The organism is Paenibacillus sp. cl130 (genome assembly GCF_900116035.1).
Classification (GTDB): Bacteria; Bacillota; Bacilli; order Paenibacillales; family Paenibacillaceae; genus Paenibacillus; species Paenibacillus polymyxa_B.
In genome coordinates, this window is the sequence record NZ_FOYG01000004.1 from 278,034 (window position 1) to 303,642 (window position 25,609).

Here is a 25,609-nt window from a genome sequence, read left to right on the forward strand (position 1 = left end):
GTGGTAAAATTTACAACAAAGGGGTTTTATTTATTGAGGCTTGTATCGCGTAATAAGTTGGCTTGCTTGGTTGTCCTCGGAGGGATTTTGACTGTAATTGCTACAGGTTTTGGAGGGGATAAGGAAACTTATAAGCTTCCTGATAAGCCCAAAGAGGCTGCTGTCTCGACATTTTCAGAATATATGAACGCTTCTATGAGTCGCGATTACGATAAGATGCTTTCACTGTCTGATGATTATCGCTTTAAAACAGAACAGGCACGGCTTAACTTTCTAAAAGCTCAGGGAACACCGATTGATTATCGTATCGTGTCTGTGGATGATTCTAACCCTTCCAAGATTGTTGTTTCGTCGATAACGAAGTATGAGGATATGGAGTTACCTTCCATTAAGCATGTTCTTGCTTTTGAGGAAGGAAAGTACAAGCTACAAATGAGAAATGTTGTGATCAATATGATTCCTTCATCACCTGACTACAGAACGATCGAGTACGAGCCTGAGAAGGTAGACAATATTTTGGAAGATAATTTCAAGTGATTTTAATTTTTCAATTTTCTAATCATACGGTCCAAAGCGTATCCAATGAGATACCAGAAAACTAGGGTAGTGAAGTAAACAATGGCTATGGGGATGTCTGCCTCTCGCACAAATCAAAATGATTCATACATCCAAACTAGCGGGCTAATGGTAGCAATAGTATATTATAGTCGTCATACCCCGTAATATTTACAGTAATAACTAGACATGAGAGTAGGACCAGCCAAAAACGAAAAGATTTCATTGCCTATACCTCCGCAAGTGTATTTGTTGTTATAGACGAATCAAAAAGCTGGAAGTAGCATTTATTCCAAATTTATTTATTAAAATGTATTAAAAAGAACGATATTTCGATCCTATTTACTTGTCACGATTTTTAGACGTACGGTATTCGTGTGGTTTTGAGTGACGCTGGATTCTTTCAGACTTTTCGATTTGTGATATACTCTCGATATATGAATTGTATGGGATGGTGATGACTGAATGAATCGTACACACGATCTAGGCAAGCTAATCAAACTAACTGGAGATAGAGCAAAACTGGACGCTAAAGCAAATGGCACATATATTGTCTACAAAACGCCGGATGGTCAATTTGTTAAAGAGTACAGTAATGGTCAAGTCGAACGAATTAAAGAACAGGATATTTTATCATGAGTGAGCCGTTTGCTACTATGTTTGTATTCGCAGGAAACAACGGAAGTGGTAAGAGTACAATTCGTAATCTAATCGTTGATAAACTTGGTGTAAGTGTTAATATCGATCCAGATGCGTTAGCGCGAGGGATTGATCGTGAAAACCCTGATCGACACAAAGTATCGGCAGGAAAGGAAGCGATTAAGCTAGCGCGGGATTGTATAAGAAATAAACGAGATTTTACTGTAGAGACGACACTTGCTGGTGGCAATGTGATTCGACAAATGCGAGTGGCAAAAGAAAAGGGCTTTGAAGTTATTATGTTTTATGTGGGCCTTGGTGATTATCGTCTTAATATCGAGCGAGTTGCTGCACGAGTTCGAAATGGGGGTCACCACATTGATACCGCTGATATTATAAGACGGCATCAGACCTCACTGGACAATCTTCTCTTACATCTTAAACTTATCGATCATTTAATTGTCATTGACAACAGCAGCTCAGATGGCGTGATTGTATTGGAATCAGATAGTGAAACGATAAAACACCATGTGGCGTTGTTACCGGATTGGGTTAAAATCATTGATAGTTACTTGCAAAATAAAAATACTGATCAAGAATAAACCGACAACTGTATGATTCAGTGATCGGTTTATTCTATATTTACATCGTATTGTGTCCACAATGTCAATTCGATGTGTATTGCACCTCAAAATGGGACCCGTTAGTAATAGACTGTTATTATTTTTCAACAGACTTTAGCAAGACGATGAACAGCCTCCTGAATCGTAGCGGCTTCTTCGGATTCTTTTTCTCTACACTTTTTTCACTGGACGTAACACTGCGTAGCCGTATCCTTCTGGGAAATGCCGCTGATAATCCTGCTTCGTTTCCTCATCCCATTCATACCCCAGGCTGCTAGGGTCAAAGTTCCAAGCCTTCTCCTCCACCATTCTCATAACGTCTCCATTGTTTTTTAAATAATTAAAGGGCGGGTGAAAAAACACCAGGTAATCTGATTCGGGGATGTCCCGGCACTTCATTCCTGCGGGAATCTCTCCGGCATAGTCAGCGGCGACCGGTATTCCATAGAGATAGCCCTTCTGACCATCCTGATAGAACCAGCCCGCAGTTTGGCCCAATTGTTCGGGAAGCTTGAGATGAGACATGCTTTCCAATGTTCCGCAAATTTCATCACAATTGTGACCGTTTCTCCAGAAATCACCGTAGTTTCGTGAAGAAGTATCCCAAATTCCAATAAATTTGTGTGCTGGTATACGCTCGATTTTGACTTCAGCTTCTTGCAAATGATCCTTAACCATCTTATCCCGCTCCTTCAAATGGTAATGATAAGGAGAGAACACCTCAACGCGAATGGCCAACGGGATAGGTCGGGGCTCCTTCTGGTATACAGCCGGAGTTACCTCAAACGCTTTTACAAATGCCCGTGTAAAAGCCTCCTGTGAAGAAAACCCATACTTTACTGCAACATCGAGGATGCGGACATTGCTATCCCGGAGTTCCAGTGCAGCACGGCTAATCCGGCGCATCCACACATAATCCCTTAACGTCATTCCTGTAAGAGAATGAAACTGTTTTGTACAGTAGTAAGGGGAGTAGCCTAACTGATCGGACATTCTCAACAACGAAGGTGCTGAAGTAAGATTATTATCAATCCAATCGATCATGAGCTGGACCATTTCGTTCCATTCGTACACGAGGGTTCCCTCCTTTCGACTCCATCTTAACAGCCGGAATACAGGAATATTTGACTTGAGTTGCATGCACTCTTTTGTATTATTCATGAAGCTTTAGTTAAGGGCTATGTTAGTCCTTGTTGTCTTGTTCTATTTTACTCCTCTACATAACGGATATATGGGCGTTGAAAGTACCTTTGATCAGATACGAAATAATATTGTTTGCCTATAACCAGAGGAGGGATCACAGACTTTGAGGAAATATATAATTCTTTATATTCACCTCCGTTAGAAGCATCTCTCTGTATGACCAAGTAATCATCTGTAGTTTTAACTAATTTAGCGGTTTCTGCTGAGTGATAACCTGAATAATAATAAATCCAGCTGAAAATCAGTGAAAAAAATATAATTCTTAGAATAGTTGCAGCCGTTTTATTCTTTGTAATCAACATTCGCGCAAACCTCCCATAATCCATTCTTTCATTTGTAATAAAATATGTATGATTGGTTAATTAACCTGTTTATGTATATTGTAAGGTGTATGATCGGTTGACGAAAGTAACTTTCACACAAAAAGCCTATCTGCCAAAACAACGGCAGATAGGCTTTTATAACATAAACGTCCACTATACTTCGTGTTTATACGCAGTCTGTGCCTCTACATTACAATTGCACCGACCACATATCCTATTATCAGTTATCCCTACGCTGACGTGCGCGGGCTTCGCCGCCTTTACGGCCAGCTTCTTCCCTGCTCATTTTCCCGTCGCTATCACTCTGGTCTGAATTGCCACGGGCTTCACCGCCCTTGCGTCCGATTTCCTGATAGAAGTCCTTGTCATGGTTTTTGGAAGTGGCTTCGCCGCCTTTTTCACCGATTTCCTGGTAGAAGTCCTTGCCATGATTTTTGGAAGTGGCTTCGCCACCTTTTTCGCCAATCTCCTGATAAAATTCTTTGTCGTGATTTTTAGCAGTAGCTTCTCCACCTAAACGTCCTGCCTCTTCGCGACTCAGTTTGCCATTTTGGTTGTTGTTAGCCATGTTCAATCACTCCTCATCGAATTTTAGTAAAGCGTGTTCGTGTATCTATTAACCTTCATGTCAGGAATTAAACATGTCTACTTTTTTATAGAAGCTGGTAAATAACTGGATATATCCGCCTCGATCAGCGTTCCCATGCTTCTGTGTTCAATTGTTGCTGGCGGGTAAATAATGCCGGATAAATGAACAAGCTGAGCAGCACGCTGGTCAAAATAGCAGAGGTCATGGTAGTGAATACGATTAGCAATTGCAAACGCACGGCGGCAATCGGATTGGCACCTGCGATGATTTGTCCGGTCATCATGCCGGGAAGCTGGACAAGCCCCAGCGTTTTCTGCCCCTCAATGGTTGGAATCATACTGGAACGTATGCAATCCTTGAGTATAGGGAAGATGGCTTGTCTAGGCGTGCCGCCTAACGCCAGAATGAGCATGATTTCAGGCTTGCGCAGCAGGACTTCCGACTTGAGCCGGGACACCAGCAGGCTGGACAAAATCATGGAGCTGCCAATGATCATGCCGCTAATCGGAATCATATATCGGGCTGTCGCCGGAATAATATGCAGGCCAATCAGGAACGCCTGCGTAACGATTTCCACACACAGCAGCGTCAGGAATGACTTCCACATGAGACCGGGGATAAATCGTCCTTTGCGCGCAACATTTTGTGAGGCTACGGTAATCATGAGCAGAATGAATAATACGATAAATCCGTAGCTCTGCATCCCAAAAATTAAATGTAATACATATCCAATCGCCAGCAGTTGAATCGACGCTCTGATTGTGGCGATGATAATGTCTCGGTCCAGACCGAGTTTGAAGGATTTGGACATGACGATGGCGATAAATACAAAACCGAGAGAGAGAATCAAGGCAACAATCGTCATACCCATTCTCCTGCTACAAACCTGCGGGTCTCACTATGCTGTGGAGTATTAAAAAATGTCTCCGTATCCGCTTGTTCTACCAGTCTTCCGTCGATCATCAGCCATGTCTCGTGGCCTACCCTGCGGGCTTGTTCCATATGATGCGTAATCCAGATCATCGTTGTTCCCTCTTCTTTGTTCATTTGCAGCAGCAGTTCCTCAACCTCTTTGACCGAGGCGGGGTCCAGTGCAGAAGTAATCTCATCCAGCAGTAAAATATCCGGGCGGTTCGCGAGCGTCCGCGCCAAGGCCAAGCGCTGTCTTTGTCCACCGGACAGTTCCTGCGCCTTTTGTTCCAACAGATCGTGGGTGAGTCCTACGCGTTCCAACAGGCCGGCAGGATCATCCAGCACTGTACCGTGCAGCCGTTCTACGGTTTGGAGATTGTACAGGACAGTTCCCTGAAGCATGGGGGCATCCTGAAAAACCAATGCTACTCTCCGTCTTAGTTCAGGGATCTCCCACTCCGATAGCGGTTTGCCGAGGACACGGATGTCCCCTTCATCCGGTGTCATTAGGAGGTTGCACAGTGAAAGCAACGTGCTTTTACCAGACCCCGATGGACCGACCAACGTGGTGATTTTGCCGGGGGAAACTTTTGCCGTAATCCCGTTCAGAACAGCACGTTGCTGTCCAGACCCGGCGAAATATTTGATAATGTGATTGAATTCAATAGCTGGAAGTGGCTTGGATTCCATAGATATAGCTAGCTCCTTTGTAGGGGATCGAGAAAGGGATCAGATCCGTTCTATGATCTTATTTTTTTATTATATCAGTAATGACTGCTATGCTCTTCTATAAAGGTTCAATGCAGGCCGGCTGTTGTAAACGGCATCTTCTTTGTATAAACTAACAGGATTAGCTAAAATAGAATCTGGATCAATTCTGTATAGGTATAAGGAACCGGACTACATAGAAATTCGATGAAAGGAGACAGGATGATGTCGCCTAGAAACGGAGTAAAGTTGCAAGATATCCTGCGGGCTGCCGAGGACATTGCCAATGAACAAGGGATGGGGGATGTCACGCTCACCACGCTGGCTCAAAAACTCCACATTCGCCCTCCATCCTTGTATAACCACGTGCACGGATTGAACGGACTGCGCCAAGTACTGGCATTGCACAGCCTCGAACAGTTGGAGGAAGCTTTGATGAGCGCAGCGGTTGGTAGAGCGGGCGAAGATGCGCTGACCGCTATGGGGAAGGCGTATATGCGGTATGCTCGGGAGCGACCCGGTTTGTATGAAGCGATGCTGTATGCAACAGATCGAAATGATACCGAAATGAGGCAGGCTGCGGATCGCGTGGCCGAGCTGGTCATTACCGTCCTGTCCAGTGGTTATGGCTTCAAGGAAGAAGATTGCATTCATGCAGCGAGGGGATTCCGTAGTCTGCTTCATGGATTCGCCTCGCTTGAACAAAAGGGCGGCTTTGGTTTACCTGTGGAGGTGGACCGGAGTATTGAGGTGATGATGGCTACCTTTTTGGCAGGTCTGCGTGTGCGGCAAAAGCGAGATGTCGAGCTTACCAAAGAAGTCTGATTTCAACCTGATGCAGCTAATATGATTGCGTCGCAGACCCGAAGGGTAAAATACATCTGTATAATGTAGATGAGAGACTGCGAATACAGGAGGGGTATGAGTGAACGTACTGGTGATTGGTGCAAATGGAAAAGTAGGCAGACATCTTGTCCGTCTATTGGGGCAAAATGAATCGCATCGCGTAAAGGCGTTGATCCGAAATTCGGATCAGGCCGAAGCGCTTGAACGTTTGGGAGCAGAAACGGTGGTAGCTGACCTCGAAGGGACGGTTGGCGAAATTGCCGCAGCTATAAAAGGAAGCGATGCTGTCGTATTTACAGCAGGCTCTGGTGGGAAAACAGGTGCAGATAAAACGCTGCTTATCGACCTGGATGGAGCGGTCAAGGCGATGGAAGCCGCCGAACAAGCAGGTATCCAACGCTTCGTTATGGTCAGCGCCCTACATGCGGAGAATCGGGAGCAGTGGCCCGAATCCATTAAACCGTATTATGTGGCGAAGCATTACGCTGACCGCCTGTTGGAAGCGAGCAACCTAGACTACACGATTCTTCGTCCGGGTGGCCTGACGGATGATGTGGGCGCCGGCAAAGTTGCTACCGGTGAGGAGCTCACCAGCCAGACCATTTCCCGTGAAGATGTGGCGGCAGCGGTGGTAGCAGCGCTGGAGGAACAGCAGACGTATCATCGTGCAATTAATTTGGTGTCTGGCAGTACGCCTATTGCTGAGGCAATCCGGCTATAATTACGGATGAAGTTGTTGCACAGAGGACGCTTATAAATGACAAAAAAGCGAGAAGACGGCCATCCATGGTCATCTTCTCGCTTTAATAATTTTACAGCTTGGTTGGATCAATTCCTTTTGGGAATGTTTCTTCAAAGCTATGCTTTTTCTCGTATAAGTTGTACCAAGCTTCTGCGATGATATCTGGATCTCCTGCCGTACCAGCTTGTATGAAAGTGCCGATTGAAAGGTGTCCTACAAAAACTCCTTTTTCTTTCAGTTCATTATGCAGGTTAGTCGCATAGTTTCGAAGGCCGGACATCACGATACCACCATTCCCAAGACTGGGCAAAGGGAACATGGCAGATATGCCCGTTGTAAATAGAATCGCGCCTGAACCATTGCTGATCATGTCAGGCAATACTTCATTGACGGATAGAACTGCAGGAAGCACAATGCTGTTGACTTGTTCCAAGACGCTTGCGGGCGTTGTTTCTAAAATATCTGTGAAATTACTCCATCCTGCATAAGGACTGAATTCGAGTACATCAATACTGCCTAAGTCTTTTTTAGCAGCCAGTAAGGCTTGTTTTAAAGCGTTCAAATCCGTAATATCCGCGACATAAGAGCGCGCTACAATATTCAGGCTTTTTAGTTCATTTGTGATGATTTCCAATTTTTCTGGATTACGAGAAACTAAAGCTACCTTAAACCCTTGCGCCCCGAATTTTTTCGCGATAGATAAACCTAACCCGAGTCCTGCACCAATTATTGCAATAGTTTTCATCTTATATGAACTCCTTATTTGTGGTATATTTTAAAGCAACATATGTTGTTTTAGTAAGTATAAGCCCGCTTAATATATGGAACAACCAACAATTAAATGAGAATGTTGTTATAGAAACAAAAATAGAAATGTGCCAAATAAGGAGGGCAGAACGTGGGGACAAAAGTAAAAAATATGCGAATGACACATACAAAGAGATCATTGATTAACGCTTTTGTTAATTTAGTGAATGAAAAGGATTTTGAAAAGATAACAATAGCAGATCTAACAAAAGGGGCCCAAGTGAATCGTGCTACATTTTATGCACATTTTAATGATAAGTACGAAATGTTGGATTACATGATTGACGACTCTGCTTCGAACGTCATTGAAAAACGAACATTAGGAGTAGTAGAGTTCGATCAGGACACCATAAATCAACTCGTTCTAGCAGTATGTGACTTTCATCAACAACCGAAAATTCAATGTCGTCGTAGCTATTTAAGTCTTGCGCCTCTGTTGAAAGAAAAAATGTTAATTGAGCTGAAAAAATATTTAGTGAAAAGTTTAGATAACATATGTACAGACTCAGAGAAGAGTTTTTATGTACCTATTTATGCCAATATCATACATGAGGCTGGTTATTTATGGGCATCTGGAAATACTCCGTTTGATAAAGAGGAAATAGCCAAGAAGGCTTCGTTATTAATAACAGGAGGAAAAGGTTAATTCTTGTTGTGAGAGGCATCCCCGGGGGCAGAGTCCCGGGGATGCTTTTTGCTGTTTTCTCAGTATGATCGTCCCCGTAGCAGTTCCAGCTCCAACTCCGGCTGAATAGCAGCAAAAATATTTGCTTAAAACTAATTATATTATTTATAATACTAATATGATTAGTTTATAATTAAGACAAGGAGATGAGCTAAAATGCGTATTGTTCAGGTGCAGCATGTGTATCAATTGACGTTTATGCCCCGGCTGTTCCCGGTGAACTGTTATTTGGTGGAGGAGAAAGAGGGGCTCACCTTGGTAGATGCCGGATTGCCATACAGTACCCGTGGTATAGCGCAGGCTGCGGCGCAGATCGGGCAGCCGATTATTCGAATTGTACTTACCCATGCCCATGGGGATCATGTGGGTGCGTTGGATAAGCTCAAGGCAAGGTATCCTGACGCGCAAGTGTTCATTTCAAGGCGGGACGCACCGCTGCTACAGGGCGATGTATCGTTGGAGGCAGGAGAACCGGATACTCCTATTCGAGGCGATGTACCGAAGCATATCCTTACCCAGCCTGACGTTTTACTGGAGGATGGGGATCATGTAGGTTCGCTGTTGGCGATCAGCGCACCAGGACATACGCCGGGCTCGATGGCATTTTTGGATACTCGTACCCGTGCGTTGATTGCAGGCGACGCCTTCCAGACCCGAGGTGGTATAGCGGTATCGGGAAGGCTTAAGCCGCTGTTTCCTTTTCCGGCACTGGCTACCTGGAACAAGGGAATTTCGCTGAAAAGCGCCAAAAAGCTGGTGAGTTTCAATCCATCTTTATTAGCTGTCGGTCACGGTAACATGCTGAAGCATCCACAATCTCAGCTGGAAAGGGCGATTATGGAGCTGGAACGACAAACTTCAGTGTGATGATTCGGTATTCAGCCAACATTCAGCCAGAACTCACAAAGTCCTAAGCTAAGGCAGATACAATATGGGAAAATAGAAACAGAGAGAGGTGCATCGGATTTGAACGTTTGGAAAGCGAACGGTCTGAAATATATACTTCTATTTAGTCTCATATTGTGTGCTGTCGCTAGTGTCGTTTCGTTATGGAGTTATTCAGGTAGTTCTGCGTCCCAGTCTGCGGCTGTTAGACAGGGCCCATCCGGCGGGTTCGGAGGAGGAAGCGGACCTGGTGGAGGTATGGGAGGACCGGGGCAACCTACCAACTCCTCCACTGAGGGAACATCGACATCGGGTGACAAAGGTACAACGGCCGGGAATGATACGTCTTCGGGCGGCAGTGGTGTTGCCAGAGACGGACAGCACAGAGGCCCCGGTGGCATGTCTGGTAACGGATCTGGTATGGGCGGTCCTGGCGGTGGTATGGGTGGTGGAAGAAGTGGCAACTCCTCATCTGCTTATGCTACTCCGCTGGCGATTTTCGCCGCTTTGTTCTTCGGTGCATTCGTGTTTATTGCATACCGTTTTCGGGCTCGTGAATGGAAGCTCGGGGAACGTAATCGGGGACTGATGCTGTGGACAGTGCTGGGTGTGGGGTTCTTTTTAAGAATGGCGATCGCCCCATGGATCTCGGGTCATATGGATTTAATGCTATTCCGGAACTGGGCTACGACAGCAGCGGATAGCTTATCGGGCTTTTACACGAACGGATCAAGTGATTATCCGCCGTTCTATATTTATATTTTATATGTGATCGGTCAAATCGGCTCTACGGATGCTTTCAGTCCCTACATGTCCGTACTGCTGCGGCTTCCCAATATATTAGCCGATATCGTGACAGCGTACATGCTGTACCGGTTGGCAAGCAAACGGGTCGGCTATGGAATAAGCCTTGGATTGGCTATATTCTACGTGTTTAACCCAGCTGTATTTATCAATTCGACCTTCTGGGGGCAGGTGGATTCTTTCTTTACTATGCTGATTGTGGGCATGATTGTGCTGCTTGTGGAAAACCGGGTCGGCTGGTCAGCCGTATTGTTTACGGTAGCCGTATTGATGAAGCCGCAGGGAATTATTTATGGGCCTGTTTTGTTCTTTGAGCTGCTGAGACAACGTAAAATACAGCCTTGGCTGTTGTCCATTGGCGGTGCCGTTGTGACGACCATTCTGGTCATATTACCATTTTCGTGGGGGCAGGAGTCGTTATGGCTGCTTGACCTATACAAGGGAACGGTCGGCGAGTATCCGTATGCTTCGGTGAACGCATATAATTTCTTTGCACTGATCGGTGGCAATTATACGCAGGACACTACAACGTTGTTCCTGTTCAGTTACCATACATGGGGTATGATCTGCATTGTGCTGGTGACTCTGTTTACGTGGTGGATGTATATCCGCAGTCGCAAACCACAATTTACAGCGGCAGCTGCACTGGTGCTCATTGCAGGTGTATTTACCTTCGCTTCCAGCATGCATGAACGGTACTTGTTCCCTGCGGCCGCGTTAGCTGTACTGGCGTATCTGTATTTACGAGACCGCAGATTTTTGTGGCTTGCGGGTGGATTTAGTCTTACGATTTTCCTAAACACCTTCGATATTTTCTATAGCTCCAACTCTCGGGATCAATACGGTATTATTTTGTGTGTGACATCATTGTTGAATGTGTTGTTGTTTGGGTATTTGGTCAAAGTAGTGTGGGATTGCTCCAAATCGACCACGATTGAGACTGCCCCTCCCAAGGACATGCTTCCATCGGAGTCACCTTCAGGGAAACTTATATGGGGTGCGTCTTCCCCAAGTGTGAACACAACAATTGATAGTTAGTGGAGTATAAAATATGCTAAAAAACCGCCCTTTAACGAAATGGAAGTGGTTGATAGATCAACTGCAATCCATAAGTTAAAGAAGCGGTTTTTTGTTGTCCTCATGTTAGAGTAACATTGTATCTATGTGTCTCAATCCATATATTCGTTCAGTTTCTGTACATCGCAGATGGTAATCTCTCTTGTACCCTTGCTATGAATAATCCCCAGCTGTTCAAATTTTCCGAATTTGCGACTGATGGTTTCGCGGGTAACACCCACATAATTAGCCATTTCCTCGCGTGAAAGGGGGAGGTTTATTTTAATGTAGGAACCATCCGGCTTGCCGTATTTATGTCCAAGCTCAAGAATCATATAGGCGATGCGGATTTCCGGGTCTTTGGTAGCTAGGCTTTGAGCCAGGTTTTCGGTATGTGCCAAGCGTTTAGTAATGGTTTTGAGCAGCTTCAAAGAGATATCGGGATTGTCGCGGATCAACTGCTCCATATCATCCTTGGTGAGCATACAAATATCAGTATCTTTTAAGGCATACGCACTAAAGTTACTCAGCTCATCGCTGTTAAAAATATTCAACTCGCCAAAAAAATCACCAGTTGTCAGAATGTGCAGAATTTGCTCCTTGCCCTGAGGCGTCATCTTCAGCAGCTTGACATGCCCGCTTTTAATAATGTACAGCGTATCGGAAGCCTGCTCCTCCACAATCAAGGCCTCGCCTTTCTGGTATTTTCGGTGTCGGATCATGGAGCTGACCTTACACAAATCTTCGCAGGACAAAGAGGAAAAGATAGGCACTTTGCGGGCACAGGGCTCCTTTTCGCACTGGCAGGGGCAGGACATCTCATTCACATTCATTCACTCCATTCATAAACCGGAAACTACAGGTTATAGCGCATGGTTGTTATTCTGTATCATCTATTGGGGCAAAATGACTTTGATCCTCACCACAGACTGGACAAACCCAGTCTTCTGGAAGATCCTCAAACGCTGTACCGGGCATAACGTCTTCATCGGGGTCACCGATAGCAGGATCATAAATGTATCCACAGGGCTGACATACATATTTTTTCATCTCTAGTTCTCCTTGTCATTCAAAATTTTTGTAAGCTCTGGTACGTCCGGTTTGAGTCCCTGCATGATGGCTGTTTTGTATGGTAGTGAAGCAAGGGCATCTCCAAAGCCAATCACGCCGCAGATAGAGCCGTTTTGTATGAACATACGTGTATAAGAAGCTTGATTTTTAGTAATCAGGCTGGTGTCGCAGACTTGTTCATCTACTAGCCCGATGGAAAAGAGAGGAGATTCATAGCAGTTCGAAAGGGTTACAGGGAGGGGAGGCTGATAGCTGACGGATGCGCCCGCCATATTAGCGCCTGCTATTTTTCCCTGCTCCATTGCGCTTTCCCATAACCCATCTACTCTACTCTGAAATTCGACTGCATCACCTGCTGCATAGATATTGGCGGAGCTGGTCTCCATCTGCGCATTCACCAGAATGCCTTGTCCAATATCAAGGCCGATTTGGCGAGCAAGCTCCGTATTCGGTACAATTCCGATAGAGTACACGACATGCTCGCAAGGGATAACAGAGCCGTCCTGTAGTTCCACACCTTCTACGTGATCTGTGCCTTTAATACGTTTTACGCCTTGCCCAAGGAGTACCTGAGTACCCCGTTCGGTCATCCGATCGGTCAAAATAGCGGAGGCCTTTTCATCTAGCTGACGGGGCATAAGCCGATGCGAAGCTTCCAGTATGGTTACAGCATACCCGGCTTGCTGGAAGGACCAGGCGGTTTCCACGCCTTGAATACCGCCGCCGATGATACATATCCGGTCTCCCTGTCGCAATTCCGCTTTAAGGCGATCCGCATCTTGTCGAAAACGGATATTGTGAACGTTCCTTAGAGAAGCCCCATCTAGCACAAGCTTACGGTTGTGAGCTCCTGTACACAGCAGTAGCTTGTCATAAGCAACGGTTTGTCCATCTATTGTTTTGATAGTACAATCCTCTGGATGTATCTCGGTTATCTTGATGCCGGAATACACATGAATTCGTTGATTGGCAAACCATTTTTCCTTTTTGATCAGGATTTTGTCGCTGTGCAAATCAGTGAATAGTCCCTTGGAAAGTTTGACTCTGTTATACGGAAAGGATGCTTCCTCCCCGTAAATAGAAATTTCGGCCAGATCATCATGATCTCTAATCGCTTTTGCCGCGTTGACGGCGGCGACACTGCCTCCGATAATAACGTAATGTTGGTTACCCATTCAGTATCTCTCCTATTCGCTATACGCTACTGTGTTTTAAATAACACTAAGCAGTAGATCTGAGACAAATTCAGCGGCATTTTTAATTTTTTTCACTTTTTCAACTTCTGTAGGAGAGAAACGAATACGTACCGGGAATTCCACATGGGTCATACCCGTTGATTTGATTACATCTGAAGTGCTTTGAACCTTCATATTAGTACCATTCAAGTAATCCTGTACAACTTCAATGGCTTCCCCGCTCCAGCCGTAGGAACCAAAGGCAGCAGCCAGCTTGCCTTCCAGATTCATCTTTTGCATTTGTTGCAATAGGTCTTCCAATTTGCCTGTCATGTCGGCATATTTGGTAGAGCTACCGACGAAAACAGCATCTGCTGAGGCAATACTCTTCAATATTTCCGTTCCATCCGCTTTATCCACGTCCCATAGCTCCACCTTGATTTGGTTCTCCAAAAAGCAGTCTTTCAGGATGTTTGCCATTTTTTTAGTGTTATTTTTGAGGGTGGCATAGACAATCGCTACTTTTTTATCCTCCTTGGTTTCGGTACTCATAGAGGCGTACAAATCAATAAACTTGGCAATATCATGCCGGATCGCGAAGCCGTGGGAAGGTGCAATCATCTCAATATCCAGATCGGCAACAGCTTCGATTAATGTGCGCACATATCTGCGATGTGGATGAATAATAGCCTGATAGTATCCGATAAAGTCCTCGGTGATATCAAAACCAGCCTCATCGGCAAATAGATGCTCTACAGCCACGTGTGTACTGAAAATATCGCAAGGGAACAAGATTTTATCTTCTATACAATACGTAATCATGGTTTCTTCCGTATGCAGATAAGGAGTTTCTTTGAACAGCAGCGTTTTGCCTCCAATGTCCAGTTGATCCCCATCCTTGATTACGAGGAAGTTGCGATGCTGAAGCTTGTACATTTGTTGAATTTCCGGAACGGCAATCTCAGTGCAGACAATCGTAGCGTTCGTTGCCTTGGAAGCAAGTGCCGCCAATCCGCCCGAGTGATCTGGTTCCGTGTGATTGACGATGATATATTGAATATCCAATGGATCGATCAATTCGGTTACAGCTTCGGCAAATTCTCTACCGAACGCCATATCTACGGTATCCACAATGGTTGGTTTTCCAGTTTTCAATAGATATGCATTATAGGTTGTACCCTTAGATAATGTAAGACGATGAAAGGGTACCTCACGGTCATCAATTTTTCCTACCCAATAAATATCCTTTGCCAGCTTGAATCCAGGCTTCATATGGAATAACCTCCTGCTTGTTTTGTTTATCTAACACAATTTGATTCTAGTTGGATGTGTCGATGAAAAAGATGATTGAAATCAAATTTTTAAATATTTTAAAAGTATTTTTACTTAAATTTAGTTTTGTGATTGCAATCACAAGGCGAGCGAAATAATCCAATACAATAAAGGTATTAATCCATCTTAAGCAAATTTAATTTCAAACAGGAGCGTGAACTAATATGAAAAAATCAAACCTCATTCAATTTCAGGAATATAAAGAAGCTGCGTTTACAAAACGAATTGTGCATAAGGAAGCCGACAATGTAATTTTTATTCTCAACTTTACTCCTAATGCCGAGCTACCAACACATAATCACCCAGGAGCGAATGTATATTTGCTTGTTCTTGAAGGCAGCGGGACTGTAACTGTGAACGGCGAAGCAACGGAAGTTGTCCAAGGGGATATCATTCATGTTACGGGAGATGAGCACTTTTCCTATCGTGGCGGTGCAGAGGCGAATTCCAGTCTGCATGTAGTGTTGACCCAAACGCCAAGTGAAAGCTATGCGCAGAACATATAAAAGAGGACACAGCAGCAACATGCTCATATAAAAAAAAGAAAATAGTTATTTTTTTTCACTCGTATTGATAATGAATATCATTATCAAATTTTAAGGAGAGGTGTTAATAGCCAATGCAGACAGTAGATTACAAACAGGTGCCAGGGCACTGGATATTAGCAAGTCTCGGTAAGCGCGTGCTTAGGCCCGGAGGGTTAAAAACAACACGTTGGATGATAGAGGGACTTGACGTAACCGGGCAGGATGAGGTTATTGAGTTTGCCCCCGGATTGGGTATAACTGCCCAAATCACACTGCGGCTTAATCCCCGTCGTTATATTGCGATTGAACAGAATGAGAAGGCGGCTTCTATCGTAAAAACGTATGCAAGCGGAGCAAACCGGGAAGTTATTATTGCCGATGCTGAACAGGTTCCGTTGCCGGATGCCTCTGCGACGGTGGTATATGGGGAAGCCATGCTGACGATGCACACAAGAGCCAAGAAAGCGCAGATTATTTCGGAAGCCAGGCGGCTTTTGAAAACGGGCGGAAAGTATGCTATTCATGAGATGTGCCTTGCTTCTAACCATATTGAGCCTGCGCTCAGAAAACAAATTTACAAGGATTTGGCTACAGCCATGAGAGTTAATGCGACACCGTTGACGGTGTCAGAGTGGGAACAGCTGCTGAAAGAGGAAGGCTTTAAGGTCGTTAAAATCTATACGGTTCCCATGCACTTATTGCATCTGCCACGTATCATTCAGGACGAGGGCTGGTTGAGATTTGGAAAAATCGCCTTTAACCTTATGCGTAACCATGCTGCCCGGACAAGGGTTATGGGTATGCGCAAGCAGTTTGTAAAGTACGCCGACCATCTGCAAGCGGTCAGTATCATCGCTGAGCGATAGCCTGAATTCACGAATAAGAGAATAATAAAAGCTTTTTACGCAATAGCAAAAAAGGAGACGAACCCACATTCAGGGATTCATCTCCTTTTTGTATATTTGCTGCTTTGGCTTGGCTGCTGGAGTGCACATGCTTTGCACCCCTCTATTCGTCATATAATAGGTGTAACGAAAATTTCCAATTTCTGATGTTTTACATTACCATATTGACTGAGATCATTGGAATAGTTAACTAAAATAATAAAATAGGCATACTTCAAAAGGAGGAAGCGTGTTATGAAGCTGCATCGAGCCATTGTGGTGGATGATGAAACCTTTACTCGCAAAGGGCTGCTTCAACTCATGGATTGGCAAGCCTGTGGTTTTGAAATCGTAGGAGAAGCTGATAACGGTGAGGATGCGCTGGAGCTAATCAGCCGTATCCACCCGGACCTGGTCATTACCGATATTCGTATGCCTGTGCTGGACGGATTAGAGCTGATCCGGTCTGTGCTCGAACAGAGTACAGAACATCCCGCGTTTATTATCTTAAGCGGTTATAGTGATTTTGCTTATGCGCAGCAGGCAATCCGCTATGGGGTTCATGATTTTATGCTTAAGCCGATTGATGAGGGTGACTTTTCGGCTACACTGCGCAAGCTGAGTGAAAGACTGCATCGTGAACAACAGAATGCACAACGATATCAGAATCACCATGCAGGTGGGCTGTTAGAGACTGTGATGATGAACCCAGTGGATGATGTAGTGGTGACACAGTGGGAGCAGCAGCTGCGGCTTGGGGAAGCCACGTATATGTACTATGTACTCGTCGAGCTGAATGACCAACATCCCTGGCGCTCCGGTGACGATGGTGTCATGCTATCACTTTTTCAGTTCAGGGAGCTTATAGAGCAAGCGCTTCATCGTTTAATGGATGGCAAGTACCCTCTCTATGTTCATGAGCATCGTAACCGGATTGGTCTTATCGTACCGGACTTCTTTTTGGGGTGTTTTGAAGGCAAGGTCGAAGTTTTTATGAAAGCGCTACAACGAGAGATAGAGGGGATGAAAACACTAAAAGATCAGCTGGGAAGTCGGGTTTTCGTTTATGCAGGAAAGCCTGTGAATCGGTTGCAGGATATCCAGCAGTCCTACGCCTGTGCAAAGGAAGCAGTGCTCCATAAATACATTTATGACAATAGCGGTATTGTTGTATATCTACGGGAGGGAATGCCACCACTTCACTATAAGACCATCCCTCAGGACGTACTGGATCGCTTGACGGAACAAGTTGAGGAACTGCGGTTGGATGAGCTGCGTGTGGCCGTGGATTATTTATTTAGTAGTTTTCGGGAGGAGTGTTATGCACCTGAGGCTATGAAAATGAGTCTGCATCAATGCTTACTTAGTATCGTTCGGGTCATTCAAAACATGCAGGGAAATGAGCGCTCACTTCAGTCACTAGAACCGATGATGAACTGGCAGGACATGAACCTGTCCCTGGGTGAACTACAGCGATTGTTTACAGCTTTTGCAGAGGAAAGTGGAAGGTATATTGGGGTTCTGCGCAAGGATTGTCAGCAAGGAGGCATCCAGCATATCCGTGCTTACATTGAGCAGCATGCCGCCGAGAATATAAGCCTGAAAAGTATTGCGGCTCGCTTTTACATGAACCCGGTATACCTCGGTCAATTGTTCAGGAAAACGTATGGTGTGTACTTTAACGAATTTCTGCTGAAATTGCGTGTTCAGGAGGCGAAACGCTTGTTGCGGCAGACGGATCTGCGGATTTATGAAATTGCTGAGCGCGTGGGCTTCGGCAGTTCAGACTATTTTGTTACCCAGTTTGAAAAGATGGCGCACGCCACGCCTAGTGAATACCGCAATAGCCTGAGTATTGGCGACGAGCCAGAGAGGGCCAGCGAATGAAGATGCTGAGAACGACTCTTGATCATGTGCGATTGCGGGATAAAATGCTGCTGCTTTATTTTCTCTGTGTTTTCACGCCTGTAGTGCTGACCAATCTGATTTTTTACCATGTCACCTCGCAAAACGTGAAGGAACAGCGTATGCAGGATATTTCGCGCGCACTGGAACAGATTAAAATTGAATTTTACCGTGAATTTGAAGATGCGATGGAAATCTCGTCTATCTTTTATACTGATCATCAGCTCAATGAGGTATTGGAAGAAACATATCCCCACCCTGCTGACTATATCGCCGCTTATGACTCTTATTTACGTCATATCTTGAACAACACTTACAGTCCTGCATACCATTCCGTAGGTGGAATTACGATCTACACCAATAATTCAACGCTGCTGAATTCCGGGGGAATCAGCTTTATAGATGAGGGAGTCAGAAGTTTGCCCTGGTATACCAAAATCTCGCCTGGACGCCAGTCCAAGCCTATATTTGTACGTACCGATGACAGCACAGGTGAACAGATGTACCCTTTTAGCCTGATTCGGCGGATGAACTACTTTTATTCCCAAAATGGTCGTGAAAAAATACTGAAAATAGAACTGCGAATGTCGTCCATTCGGGAGATTTTCAATAACCTGAATTTGCAGGGAAGTCTCTTTCTGCTGAACGAACGAGGGGGAATCGAATATACAACGGACCCCAAAGTGGATATAAACCACAAACATGTAGCCTATAACACTCTCAAGCTGCCCGAGGACACGATGGAGTTCAAGACGAATTATGTGCTTACGAGCAATCTGAATGGCTGGAGCATTGTGGCTGCGGTATCGAGAGATGCAGTGCTGTATGAAATGCAGGAATCTCGCAATTTTGTGCTCTTGTTAACCTGTGTCAATATGCTGCTGCCTACATTAATCATTATTTGGATTACACGTTCGTTGAACGTGAGGATTCATCGTATTTTAAAGCACATGAAGAAGGTGAAAAACCAGCATTTTGAGCTGATTCGCGGTACAGAGTCGAGAGATGAAATCGGGCAATTAACAGGTGAGTTTAACCGAATGACGTTGAAAATAAAGCGACTGATTAACGATGTTTATATGGCCGATATTCAGCGAAAAAATCTGGAAATTCAGCGCAGACATGCCCAGTTGAATGCACTTCACAGCCAGATCAACCCGCATTTCCTGTTCAATGCGCTGGAGACGATTCGCATGCGGAGCTTGATGAAGCATGAGGATGAGACAGCGCGCATTATTCATAACATGGCACGGATTTTCCGCAATTCGCTGGTGTGGAACAAGGATCGGGTTACTTTGCGGGAGGAGCTGGAGCTGATCCGTTGTTTTCTGGAAATCCAGCAATATCGCTTTGGTGAGCGAATACAGTACGAAGTGCAAGCGCGCTCTGAGGACCTGGACAATCTGCTTCCCAAAATGGTCGCGCTGACACTGGTTGAAAATGCAAGCATCCACGGCATTGAGCCGCTAAAGCATGGGGGACGCATTGAGATACATTTTGAGCATGAGGAAGGACAACTGATTCTAACGGTTCGGGATGACGGGGTGGGCATGTCTGCGGAACAGGTACAACGCTTATATGGTTACATGCAAAGGCAGGAGGAAATGGGTGAGCGTATAGGTCTGCAAAATGTCATCTATCGTCTTAAGCTTTACTACGGGAGCCGCTTTGAGCTTGCCATTCGCAGCGCACCCGGCGAAGGTACGGAGATTCGAATTAGGATTCCTGCGGATCGAGTATGGAACCCTCAAAAGTGTAAAAAAGCTAAATAAATCATTTATCGACAGAATATTTCATTTTTCGCTATATACTTCCTTTCTATTATATGGTAAATATGAATATATACTAAATTAATTATAAGAAATAGTCTTTGGATATCTTAACACCAATGAAGTTTTGAATAGCTGGCCAGCTTTCAAATATAACTAATTTTTTATTGGAGGAAGAGATGAAGTTTACTAAAAAGTTAATTAAGTCCCTAGCGGTTGTTGCTATTATTGGTTCAATTTCCGCCTCTGCTTATGCTTCTAGCACCATTGAAGGAGGTTGGATTGAAGGGGAGGGTAATTTTTCTAATAATATTTCTCATCAAGAGCTTTCCTTACGTGCTGCGAAAAGTGTTCCAGATCACCAAGGTTATACGGAAGCTAAGCCAGGAAATTCAGATTTAGAAAGAGCAGTTGCTATAACAAAGTGGGAGGGTGAATATCACTATTCCAGAGCACAATTAACTTGGGCAGGAAGTGTACGTCTTGATAGCGACAGACAATGGGGGTGGGATCGTACCAGGGCTGTCACTGGTTATGGTGAAGCTATTCTTGTAGCGAGAACTTTTTACGGCGGTAGCCAAGAATAATTAAAAACTAAAGAAGGTGAGATTGTTAGTTTCTTTAACAATTTCACCTTTTATTACGAGAGGTATTTGAAATGAAAAGTAAGCTGAAGGAAATTTCCGGAAATGGACTAATACCAATATTCGTACTGTATTTTTTATTGAGTATGATTATGATCTCTGTGAGTTATTACATGGTACAACAAAAAGAATTAGACTCCTTGTCCAGAGGTCTTTACCAAGAAAATAGTTTATTCTTTATGGTAAATCAAAATACTGCTCACGAATGGGACTGGCGTAAGCTCCGAACAACGTACCCATTTACCATATTCAAGGAGCTTGAAACTGGGGAAATGAATGTGCGAGCTCTTTATTATAAAGAGGATACATATAAGCCACCAATGGTTGCAGGGAGATTCTTTAATGAGGACGATTTTTATAGTGATCATAAGTATGCTGTAATTGGACAACGTATTGCTGAATCAGCACTTACGTCTCTTGACGGCAGACGGTATTATCTGTTCCAAGGAAAAAAATTTGAAGTCATAGGTTCTATGGGGGCGGCCTATCCATCAACTCTGGATACAACGGTGCTACTAAACTTGGATGCCCTTGGTCAACAAACTCACCTAAATAATATCTATGTACTAAATTCTCCCGCAGTGTCCTCTGTTCTCAAAAATGGCTATTTAATTTTTGAAAACTTAAGCGTTAAGGTGAATGTATTTGACCGCGGTGATGCTGGAGCACAGAGATATGTGGGCATAGATATATATCGTAATACGATCATAATTACCGTATTTCTGTTGTTAGTTTGCTCCAGTGTTATATTTACTATGAATTGGTACGATAAAAAGAAAACTGAAATAAATTGGTTATGGATTATGGGAATTAAGTCAGAGAAAGTGATAGCGAAATTCTCCAAACGATATTATGTAGCCGTCTCCCTGTCTTATTTGCTTATGTGTACAATAAGCCTTTTCTTATTTTTGATCGCTCGGGCTTCAACAGCAAATATTGAACTGTACGTACAATATTTGCTTATAGGCTACGTATTAATTCTCTTATCTTCTTATCTTTCCATATCCGTTACTGTCAAAAGGATAGGTAGATCAGGAAAGGACTTAAGTTTAAATGAGAATGGTATACAGTGAAGTTTTAGAAAGCGTACAAAAGAACAAAAGCACAACGATATTTATTCTCCTTCAAATTACTATTTTGTTTTTTTTAGTTACTGTTTTATTTTTGAATTTTAATCATTTAGTTACGAAATCAAGTAAAACAGCCGCCTTAGGGGCACAAGACAGTTTCCAGTTATCAGACACTCTAACGAATAGTGATGAATTAAAAAAACTTATGAATCAACCGATGTTCTTAACCAAAATTAAAAATTTTTATAATTATGTAGAGAAACATATAGGTGAGAAGTATATCTACATTTTTACGCAGCCTGTTGACCTCATTCATTTTGAAGGAGCGGACAAGGCGAAATTTTCACAGGATTATGAACAAGGATTTGAACCGAATGTCTTTACTATCAATAACAAAGGCCCTTATGTTTCTATAAAAGCTTTACAAATTAATAAACAAGGACTAGATCAGTTTTCCATTGAAACAGATGAGGGGGAGAACTTGACCGCACATGATTTTAATCATGTGGGTCATACAAGCATTCCTGTACTCCTAGGAGCAGAATATAAGCAACTATATAAAGCAGGAGATATTTTAAAAGGAAAATATTTGTTTAAAGATTTTGAGTTTTATGTAAAAGGGTTTGTTAAAAAGGATTCACTTGTTTTTAATGCTAATAACCCGGAAATATATCTTGATCGGTATATTATTATGCCCGCACAACAGTTTACAAGTGTCCCAGATACTAAGGAAGACTTTAACTTTCAACAGAAACACTATCTCCAATTGATTAATGGGGACATTTGGAGTTCAGAAACCGAGTACTTTGTAAGGAGCAAGGTAGAAGAAGCCCAAAAAAAGACTGGTTTTTATGATACCCAAGTTCTTGGAGCAAACAGCCCACCATTAAATTTTATTTTTTCAGCGCTACACGAGAACATCATGGTACTCAGTGTTATAGCTATAACTATATTTGTAGTGTGTATTCTTAGCATTTCGATTTTAATGGTAACTAAATTAGAGAAAAATATGAAAAACTTATCTATTCACTTGATCTCTGGAGCAACGATAATGAATATACTTTTCTATTTTATTGCAGAGATAGCATTTTTGGTGATAGTGCCAGGTTTAATTAGTCTATTTCTGTATACTTATTTTATTAACTTTAAAATGGGGAGTTACTTCATTACGATATTGCTGAGCATGCTAATTATATTTGCGTTGTCTACACTTCTACTTTACTACAAGATCAGGAAGTTGCAGGTTAGTATGTTTTTAAAACGAATGGAGTGATTGGTTTTAATGATTACAATAAATAATCTTCACAAAGCTTTTAAGGTGGGAGAGAGGGTTTTGGAAGTATTAAAGGGTGTAGATTTGAGTATTAAAAGGGGCTCTATGACAGCAATTATGGGTAGGAGCGGTTCAGGGAAATCCACTTTGCTAAATATAATTGCTGGATTAGACAAACCGGACAGTGGAACTTACATGTATGAGCAAGAAGATCTGACAACTAAAACTCTAAATCAATTAGCAGATTTCAGAAGAGAAAAAATAGGATTTATTTTACAAAATTATGCTCTGATTGATACCAAAAATGTGTTCGATAATGTGGCTTTACCCCTAAAATATAGTAAATACCCTAAAGCAAAGATAAGTCATATGGTGGAAGATGTTTTAGAAGCATTAGAGTTAGAAAAATTAGGTTTTCATTCTGTTGATATGTTGTCTGGTGGTGAAATGCAGCGGGTGGCGATAGCAAGAGCTCTTGTTCAAGAACCAGAAATTATACTGGCTGACGAACCGACAGGTTCCCTTGACGAACACTCTGAACAGAATATTTTGGGTATTTTCAAGGATTTAAATATACGGGGGAAAACTATTGTAGTCGTAACGCATGACCAGCAAGTCGCCGATGCATGTGATGAAACGATTTATATCAAAGAAGGTAAAATACGTTATTACTAATTTGTTTTTTCATGGACGCCGATGCTGGATTGGCGTCCATTTGCTTTGAAGGACCTTTACCTATAGTTTTCTAAGTAACACCTTTAGATTGACAGGTGAACGAAATGAACAGCATTTTATAAAATGAAAGTGCTTACAATTTAGAGTGTGCGGGATTCTCAGTGCTTGAGGTACGTGCGCACGATATTCACACACAATCGACAAAAGAGGACGAAAGGGGAGGGTCTGGCATGACAAGCAAAAGGTTCGGAATCATCAGTCTGGTAATGGTTATGATGGCGTCTATGATCGCTGCTTGCTCAGGGAGCTCGGGCAAGGAGCCGGCGTCAGGAGATAGCAAGGAGAAGGTCACATTCACGTATTTTAATGCCACTGCGGGGAGGGACATTAATACCAATGAAACGCGGATCGGCAAAATCCTGGAGGATCAGACGGGGGTAAACTGGAAGCTGGAGCATTTGGTGGGTGATTCCAATACGAAGATTGGTACATTTATTGCCAGTAACGATTACCCGGATGTGATAGTACCGGATGGCACGATCGATAAGCTGCTTGATGCCGGGGCTTTTATTCCCCTGAATGATTTGATCGACAAGTATGGACCGAATATTAAGCGTGTATATGGACCGTACTACAACTTGATGAAGGCAGAGGATGGGAACATTTACTTTCTGCCGCTCAGTGCGGTGGTAGGCGATTATTTACCTGCGCCTAACTTAGAGCAAGGAGCCTTTTGGGTGCAACGCAGGGTATTAAAAGAAGCGGGATATCCAAAAATCAAAACACTTGACGAGTATTTAGCCCTGATTCGTAACTATGCGAAAAAGCATGCAGATGAGGGATTGACTGGGTACCTGGCGTTAACCACGCAGGATAGGTTTTATGCTCTTACGAACGCACCGATGCATCTGGCAGGCTATCCGAATGATGGCGGCACGATTATTGATATGAAAACACACCGGGCCACGGATTATGGAGATATGGAAATCACAAAGCGGTATCTGAAAGAGCTAAATCAGCTCAATGTAGAAGGCCTATTTGATAAATCGTCCTTTGTGGACAATTACGATCAATATCTGGCGAAGCTGACTTCGGGTAAGGTGCTGGGCTTTTTCGACTACCGCTGGCAGGCGGGGCAGGCCCTGAATAATCTGCAGGAGGCTTCCAAGCAATCGGGCAATGATGATATGGAGTATATAGGGCTGCCTGTTGTATACGACCAGAATATAAAGGATCAGTACATTGATCCGTCGTCATTCGTTAATAACCGAGGCATAGGAATTACGGTCAGTGCCAAGGACCCGGTACGTATCATCAAATTTTTTGACAACCTGCTGACCGACGAAAACCAGGTGTTATCCAACTGGGGAATCAAGGGAGAAACCTATGATGTAGATAAAAAAGGACGCTTTTACCGGACTGAGGAGCAAATTAAGCAGACTGGTCAGGACGCGTTCCGCGAATCATTCGGGTTCAAATATTTTGAATACAGTTGGCCGCGATACGGTAGCGGTTCTACCCTGCCTGACGGCAACTCCGTTGGTGCCGGACGGCAGCCGGAGGTTGCGCGTATGTCCTACACCGAGGGAGATAAAAAGCTACTAAAAGTCTATGGTGTAGAGTCCTTCTCGCAAATGTTTTCCGCACCAGACGAGCGCCCATGGTATCCGGCCTGGAGTATCCCAATTGCTCAAGGTTCACCTGCGCAGCTCTTCCAGCAAAAGAAGGGGGACCTGCAGCGCAAATATTTCCCGCGTTTGGTGCTGTCTGCACCGGAGCAGTTTGATGCGATTTGGAGTGAATACACTACTGAATTTAACAAGCTGGATGTAAAGGCGTATGAGGAGCTGATCACGAAGGAGGTTGCCAAAAAAATCGAGAATCCCGGTAAAAAATAAAGGAGGAAG

Annotated in this window: 27 protein-coding genes; 17 read left to right on the top strand and 10 right to left on the bottom strand. The window is 43.7% G+C overall.

Annotated features, from left to right (window positions below; all coding sequences use genetic code 11):
• Window positions 1-33 precede the first annotated feature (33 nt).
• The 3 genes from BM358_RS13605 to BM358_RS13615 all read left to right on the top strand — a co-directional run bounded on the left by BM358_RS13605 (window position 34) and on the right by BM358_RS13615 (window position 1,796).
• On the top strand, window positions 34-537 hold the full coding sequence (locus BM358_RS13605; RefSeq protein ID WP_028540846.1) for a hypothetical protein: 504 nt from the start codon (window positions 34-36) through the stop codon (window positions 535-537).
• A 483-nt stretch (window positions 538-1,020) separates the two neighbouring features.
• Window positions 1,021-1,194: a hypothetical protein gene (locus tag BM358_RS26490; protein WP_023990932.1), complete on the top strand. Its 174-nt coding sequence runs from the start codon at window positions 1,021-1,023 to the stop codon at window positions 1,192-1,194.
• A complete protein-coding gene (locus BM358_RS13615; RefSeq protein WP_028540845.1) occupies window positions 1,191-1,796 on the top strand; it encodes an ATPase in 606 nt (201 codons plus the stop codon). Before BM358_RS26490 ends, BM358_RS13615 begins: the two co-directional genes overlap by 4 nt.
• 192 nt (window positions 1,797-1,988) lie before the next feature.
• Here the strand turns inward: BM358_RS13615 and BM358_RS13620 are convergent, their stop codons facing one another.
• The 5 genes from BM358_RS13620 to BM358_RS13640 form a co-directional block, all read right to left on the bottom strand.
• Window positions 1,989-2,891 carry an AraC family transcriptional regulator gene (locus tag BM358_RS13620; RefSeq protein ID WP_023990930.1) on the bottom strand — a complete coding sequence of 301 codons (903 nt, stop codon included), beginning with the start codon at window positions 2,889-2,891 and terminating at the stop codon, window positions 1,989-1,991.
• A 134-nt stretch (window positions 2,892-3,025) separates the two neighbouring features.
• A complete protein-coding gene (locus BM358_RS13625) occupies window positions 3,026-3,322 on the bottom strand; it encodes a hypothetical protein (RefSeq protein ID WP_028540844.1) in 297 nt (98 codons plus the stop codon).
• A gap of 241 nt (window positions 3,323-3,563) precedes the next feature.
• Complete coding sequence (locus BM358_RS13630; protein WP_028540843.1) at window positions 3,564-3,911, bottom strand: KGG domain-containing protein; 348 nt, start codon at window positions 3,909-3,911, stop codon at window positions 3,564-3,566.
• A 124-nt stretch (window positions 3,912-4,035) separates the two neighbouring features.
• Window positions 4,036-4,797, bottom strand: coding sequence for an ABC transporter permease (gene fetB, locus BM358_RS13635; RefSeq protein ID WP_023990927.1), 762 nt, complete (start codon window positions 4,795-4,797; stop codon window positions 4,036-4,038).
• A complete protein-coding gene (locus tag BM358_RS13640; protein ID WP_028540842.1) occupies window positions 4,794-5,534 on the bottom strand; it encodes an ABC transporter ATP-binding protein in 741 nt (246 codons plus the stop codon). The genes fetB and BM358_RS13640 overlap by 4 nt, the downstream gene beginning before the upstream one ends.
• Window positions 5,535-5,777: 243 nt before the next feature.
• On the opposite strand from BM358_RS13640, the gene BM358_RS13645 reads away from it, so the two are divergent.
• Both BM358_RS13645 and BM358_RS13650 read left to right on the top strand, forming a co-directional pair.
• Window positions 5,778-6,377 carry a TetR/AcrR family transcriptional regulator gene (locus BM358_RS13645; protein ID WP_028540841.1) on the top strand — a complete coding sequence of 200 codons (600 nt, stop codon included), beginning with the start codon at window positions 5,778-5,780 and terminating at the stop codon, window positions 6,375-6,377.
• A gap of 100 nt (window positions 6,378-6,477) precedes the next feature.
• Window positions 6,478-7,119, top strand: a complete 642-nt coding sequence (locus tag BM358_RS13650) for an SDR family oxidoreductase (protein WP_028540840.1) — start codon at window positions 6,478-6,480, stop codon at window positions 7,117-7,119.
• Window positions 7,120-7,210: 91 nt separating this feature from the next.
• Here BM358_RS13650 and BM358_RS13655 read toward each other — a convergent pair whose 3' ends face one another.
• Window positions 7,211-7,885, bottom strand: a complete 675-nt coding sequence (locus BM358_RS13655; protein ID WP_028540839.1) for an SDR family NAD(P)-dependent oxidoreductase — start codon at window positions 7,883-7,885, stop codon at window positions 7,211-7,213.
• A gap of 153 nt (window positions 7,886-8,038) precedes the next feature.
• Between BM358_RS13655 and BM358_RS13660 the strand changes: the two genes are divergently transcribed.
• The 3 genes from BM358_RS13660 to BM358_RS13670 all read left to right on the top strand — a co-directional run bounded on the left by BM358_RS13660 (window position 8,039) and on the right by BM358_RS13670 (window position 11,359).
• On the top strand, window positions 8,039-8,593 hold the full coding sequence (locus BM358_RS13660) for a TetR/AcrR family transcriptional regulator (RefSeq protein ID WP_023990922.1): 555 nt from the start codon (window positions 8,039-8,041) through the stop codon (window positions 8,591-8,593).
• A gap of 195 nt (window positions 8,594-8,788) precedes the next feature.
• Entirely contained in the window at window positions 8,789-9,499 is a 711-nt protein-coding gene (locus BM358_RS13665) for an MBL fold metallo-hydrolase (protein WP_023990921.1), read from the top strand.
• A gap of 99 nt (window positions 9,500-9,598) precedes the next feature.
• Window positions 9,599-11,359, top strand: a complete 1,761-nt coding sequence (locus BM358_RS13670) for a glycosyltransferase 87 family protein (RefSeq protein WP_028540838.1) — start codon at window positions 9,599-9,601, stop codon at window positions 11,357-11,359.
• Window positions 11,360-11,490: 131 nt separating this feature from the next.
• Here the strand turns inward: BM358_RS13670 and BM358_RS13675 are convergent, their stop codons facing one another.
• From BM358_RS13675 to BM358_RS13690, 4 genes are all read right to left on the bottom strand, one after another.
• On the bottom strand, window positions 11,491-12,195 hold the full coding sequence (locus BM358_RS13675) for a Crp/Fnr family transcriptional regulator (RefSeq protein WP_028540837.1): 705 nt from the start codon (window positions 12,193-12,195) through the stop codon (window positions 11,491-11,493).
• Window positions 12,196-12,256: 61 nt separating this feature from the next.
• Window positions 12,257-12,427, bottom strand: a complete 171-nt coding sequence (gene rd / locus BM358_RS13680; RefSeq protein WP_007432984.1) for a rubredoxin — start codon at window positions 12,425-12,427, stop codon at window positions 12,257-12,259.
• Between the two features lie 2 nt (window positions 12,428-12,429).
• Window positions 12,430-13,623, bottom strand: a complete 1,194-nt coding sequence (locus tag BM358_RS13685) for an NAD(P)/FAD-dependent oxidoreductase (RefSeq protein WP_028540836.1) — start codon at window positions 13,621-13,623, stop codon at window positions 12,430-12,432.
• 36 nt (window positions 13,624-13,659) lie between these two features.
• A complete protein-coding gene (locus tag BM358_RS13690; RefSeq protein WP_028540835.1) occupies window positions 13,660-14,895 on the bottom strand; it encodes an FprA family A-type flavoprotein in 1,236 nt (411 codons plus the stop codon).
• A gap of 224 nt (window positions 14,896-15,119) precedes the next feature.
• Here BM358_RS13690 and BM358_RS13695 point away from each other — a divergent pair, with 224 nt between their 5' ends.
• The 9 genes from BM358_RS13695 to BM358_RS13735 all read left to right on the top strand — a co-directional run bounded on the left by BM358_RS13695 (window position 15,120) and on the right by BM358_RS13735 (window position 25,600).
• Window positions 15,120-15,461 (top strand): cupin domain-containing protein, encoded by a 342-nt coding sequence (locus BM358_RS13695; RefSeq protein ID WP_025721355.1) that lies wholly within the window; start codon window positions 15,120-15,122, stop codon window positions 15,459-15,461.
• A gap of 113 nt (window positions 15,462-15,574) precedes the next feature.
• Entirely contained in the window at window positions 15,575-16,348 is a 774-nt protein-coding gene (locus BM358_RS13700; RefSeq protein ID WP_028540834.1) for a class I SAM-dependent methyltransferase, read from the top strand.
• A 273-nt stretch (window positions 16,349-16,621) separates the two neighbouring features.
• Entirely contained in the window at window positions 16,622-18,253 is a 1,632-nt protein-coding gene (locus tag BM358_RS13705) for a response regulator transcription factor (RefSeq protein ID WP_028540833.1), read from the top strand.
• On the top strand, window positions 18,250-20,043 hold the full coding sequence (locus BM358_RS13710) for a sensor histidine kinase (RefSeq protein ID WP_028540832.1): 1,794 nt from the start codon (window positions 18,250-18,252) through the stop codon (window positions 20,041-20,043). Before BM358_RS13705 ends, BM358_RS13710 begins: the two co-directional genes overlap by 4 nt.
• Window positions 20,044-20,219: 176 nt before the next feature.
• Window positions 20,220-20,627 carry a hypothetical protein gene (locus BM358_RS13715; RefSeq protein ID WP_028540831.1) on the top strand — a complete coding sequence of 136 codons (408 nt, stop codon included), beginning with the start codon at window positions 20,220-20,222 and terminating at the stop codon, window positions 20,625-20,627.
• Between the two features lie 71 nt (window positions 20,628-20,698).
• On the top strand, window positions 20,699-21,757 hold the full coding sequence (locus BM358_RS13720; RefSeq protein WP_028540830.1) for an ABC transporter permease: 1,059 nt from the start codon (window positions 20,699-20,701) through the stop codon (window positions 21,755-21,757).
• Window positions 21,738-23,027: an ABC transporter permease gene (locus BM358_RS13725; RefSeq protein WP_028540829.1), complete on the top strand. Its 1,290-nt coding sequence runs from the start codon at window positions 21,738-21,740 to the stop codon at window positions 23,025-23,027. The genes BM358_RS13720 and BM358_RS13725 overlap by 20 nt, the downstream gene beginning before the upstream one ends.
• A gap of 9 nt (window positions 23,028-23,036) precedes the next feature.
• Entirely contained in the window at window positions 23,037-23,702 is a 666-nt protein-coding gene (locus tag BM358_RS13730) for an ABC transporter ATP-binding protein (protein ID WP_028540828.1), read from the top strand.
• 230 nt (window positions 23,703-23,932) lie between these two features.
• A complete protein-coding gene (locus BM358_RS13735; RefSeq protein ID WP_028540827.1) occupies window positions 23,933-25,600 on the top strand; it encodes an ABC transporter substrate-binding protein in 1,668 nt (555 codons plus the stop codon).
• Window positions 25,601-25,609: the final 9 nt, after the last annotated feature.